The following is a 2,613-nucleotide window of genomic DNA, read 5'->3' as shown; positions in this document are numbered from 1 at the left end:
TTTTAGCACCAAAAACGACCAGAAACCGTAGGTTCACTATATCATTTCTGGTCGAAATTGAATGTATCAAAGAGCTATATTGTATTATCGATCATAATGTTAGATGTTTTTCATAGCCGACTATGTAGCTTATGTAGCTTATGTAGCTTATGTGGCTTATGTGGCTTAGGTGGCTTAGGTTCTGTTTTTTTAAGGTGTGAAATTTGCCAATCAGTAAGGCCTCTAGCTTTTAAATCTTCCTCTTTGATTGTCCTTGCTTTGAGTTGAAAATGATATTGTTTTCTGGTTTCTAATGTCAGTCGCTTACGTGGCTTATGTGGCTTAGGTTCTGTTTTTATAAGGTATGAAATTTGCCTATCAGTAAGGCCTTTAGCTTTTAAAGCTTCCTTTGTGATTGTCCCTGCTTGGAATTGTAAATGATATTGTGTTCTGGTTTCAAGCGATAACTTTCTTCGCTTAGATTGAGGCTCTGTAATTTTGGGTGTCGTTGCTTGCTCTTCTTGAGTGATATTTTCACTTTGGGACTGCACTTCATTATTCGCTTGTACAGCTGTGAATTCGCCAGAATACGGAAAAGATGGATTGGAAAACCAGTGCAGTTGTGACTGTGATGACTGAGTATTAACCATATATAGTTGCTGGTTAATCATCACAAATTGTGATTGTGGTTGTGGTTGTCCAACCACATATATAATTTGTGGTTGGAGTTGTAAAACAGGTGGCTGCATTGATAGCTCTTTGGCAACTTAAAACTGATTATCAATACTAAGGCATTCTAAAGCCTTTTTTAAGGAAATATAAATAAAGATTCATTTTTACATTTGCATGGGGTTACATCAATTCTAAGATTTTGTTCGTTTTATTTCGTTAAATTAGATGTTAAGGCAACATTCATAAATTTTGCTTTCCATTTCCTCGGAATCAGCTCTTCCACTTGTGAGTTAGGATGTTGTGACACCCGTTGCAGCACATCAACCAAATAATAATAGGGGTTAATGCCCTGAAGCCGGCAGGTGACCATCAGGCTTTGCAATATGCCGAGGTGCTCTGCGCCCAGCTCTGTCCAACAAAACAAGTAGTTTTTCCGTCCCATAGGTATTACTCTTAACGCCCGCTCAAGATGATTAGTGTCAAGCGGCACGTGCGGATTGGTCAGAAACACCTTAAGCTGACTTTCCCGTTCAGCAGTGTATTCCAGTGCGACTCTCAGCGGATTACTGGGTAACAGTTCAGGACGCTGGCGTTGCTCATGCACCCAGTTGAAAAAGCGGTAAACCACGGGCTCGCTTTTATCCTGCCGGTAGCGGAGTGCTTTGTCCGCTGGCATTTCCTTTTCACGGATATGCTTCTCATTCTTGTACAGTAGCGCCATCTCATCCAGCGCCTGTTGTGCTGACTCTGGTTCAAGTGCTAAGGCTTTTTCAAAGTAACGACGACAATGAACCCAACAAGTCGCATGAATGATGCTGTGCTCCTGCTGACTTAAAGTGTCCACGGTTTTGGTGTACGCTGAATAACCGTCAGTCAATAAGGTGCCGTTAAAGTCAGTTAACTGCTCAATCGCATGTTGAGCACTTTTGGTTGCCGACCAGGTAAATGCCACTTCATCTTCTTCGCCGTAAATCGGCCAGAAGTAGGTCTGTTTCATTTTACCTTTACCCGATTTTCCGGCTTTGATGGGTACTTCATCCATGGCCAGTACCTTACTTTTTAAGATGTGTTTAAGCATGGCTTGGTAAATCGCTTACTCAGATTTTTTTCTCACTGAGTAGATTGTAGTTAGCCTTCCTCATGCAACTTACAGTCACTCGCTCCAAAAAGTCGTGAGGATGTTCTAACGGAATGAATGTACTTCTATTTTTCACAAGATTAATTCTGATTTACCGTCAACAGCCTCACATTTTACACAGAAAATTTAATTGTATGTGTTTAATATTATTGACGATGAAAACACATCATTTATTTAACTATGAGGTATGTCATGAAAAGCTATTTGGGTAAAGGGTATAAAGACTTAAAGGGAACCGGTTCTGAACTTAGAGACAATCGAGATTATGACCGTTTAGTCGAAATGGTCGGAGAGGATGGTGCAAAACGTGCAATCCGACACAAACTATATGAACGTAATCTAACTGAACATGAGTGGATGACTTATCGTAAAGTTCGTTCAAATCTGCACTGTAATCCGTTAAAGATAAGAGAAGAAATTAAGGAAGTTAATGATATGGTAGAAGGCCTTATAGATGATGAGTAGTTATCTTGCCGTTTGAAAGCATATAGTTTAAGAAGTGGAGTAAGTAAGCTCCACCTCATTCTACTTCTTAGGCTGTATCCCTTAGATCGAATATCGCTAGCAATTATTTTGAAAACAACCTGTTATCTTGGTTTAGTTTTTGGCTGATCATGCATCATGATGTTTTAGTCACAAAGAGTACCGTTATTTGACATTACTTTTTTACATCTCAAGTTTCGGAGTTCAAAATTGACATGTTTAAATCTGTATATGGTTGATATATAAATAAAAGACGAGCGTTAATGTGTTATAATCTTGTTGCTTAGACAAAAACAATAACACACTAACTCTCAAGTAAATATTGACATGAAATCACTTCA

Annotated in this window: 3 protein-coding genes; 1 reads left to right on the top strand and 2 read right to left on the bottom strand. The window is 39.0% G+C overall.

Annotated elements, in window-relative coordinates:
- Positions 1–110 precede the first annotated feature (110 nt).
- Together JQC92_RS21765 and tnpC are read right to left on the bottom strand one after the other, a co-directional pair.
- Complete coding sequence (locus JQC92_RS21765; RefSeq protein WP_205001626.1) at positions 111–728, bottom strand: hypothetical protein; 618 nt, start codon at positions 726–728, stop codon at positions 111–113.
- A 131-nt stretch (positions 729–859) separates the two neighbouring features.
- The gene (tnpC, locus tag JQC92_RS21760; protein WP_276315830.1) at positions 860–1,729 is read right to left on the bottom strand and encodes an IS66 family transposase; all 870 of its coding nucleotides are present in this window, start codon (positions 1,727–1,729) and stop codon (positions 860–862) included.
- A 252-nt stretch (positions 1,730–1,981) separates the two neighbouring features.
- Here tnpC and JQC92_RS21755 point away from each other — a divergent pair, with 252 nt between their 5' ends.
- On the top strand, positions 1,982–2,254 hold the full coding sequence (locus tag JQC92_RS21755) for a hypothetical protein (protein WP_205001625.1): 273 nt from the start codon (positions 1,982–1,984) through the stop codon (positions 2,252–2,254).
- Positions 2,255–2,613 lie beyond the last annotated feature (359 nt).

It is taken from the genome of Parashewanella hymeniacidonis (assembly GCF_016900895.1).
Taxonomy (GTDB): Bacteria; Pseudomonadota; Gammaproteobacteria; order Enterobacterales; family Shewanellaceae; genus Parashewanella; species Parashewanella hymeniacidonis.
The sequence above is the reverse complement of the archived record's forward strand: the minus strand, read 5'-3'. Positions and strand labels throughout refer to the sequence as shown.

What these genes read in the sequence shown, in the direction of transcription:
- JQC92_RS21765 (WP_205001626.1), bottom strand. Translation starts at nt 728, where the DNA reads ATGCAGCCACCTGTTTTACAACTCCAACCACAAATTATATATGTGGTT.
- tnpC (WP_276315830.1), bottom strand. Translation starts at nt 1,729, where the DNA reads ATGCTTAAACACATCTTAAAAAGTAAGGTACTGGCCATGGATGAAGTA.
- JQC92_RS21755 (WP_205001625.1), top strand. Translation starts at nt 1,982, where the DNA reads ATGAAAAGCTATTTGGGTAAAGGGTATAAAGACTTAAAGGGAACCGGT.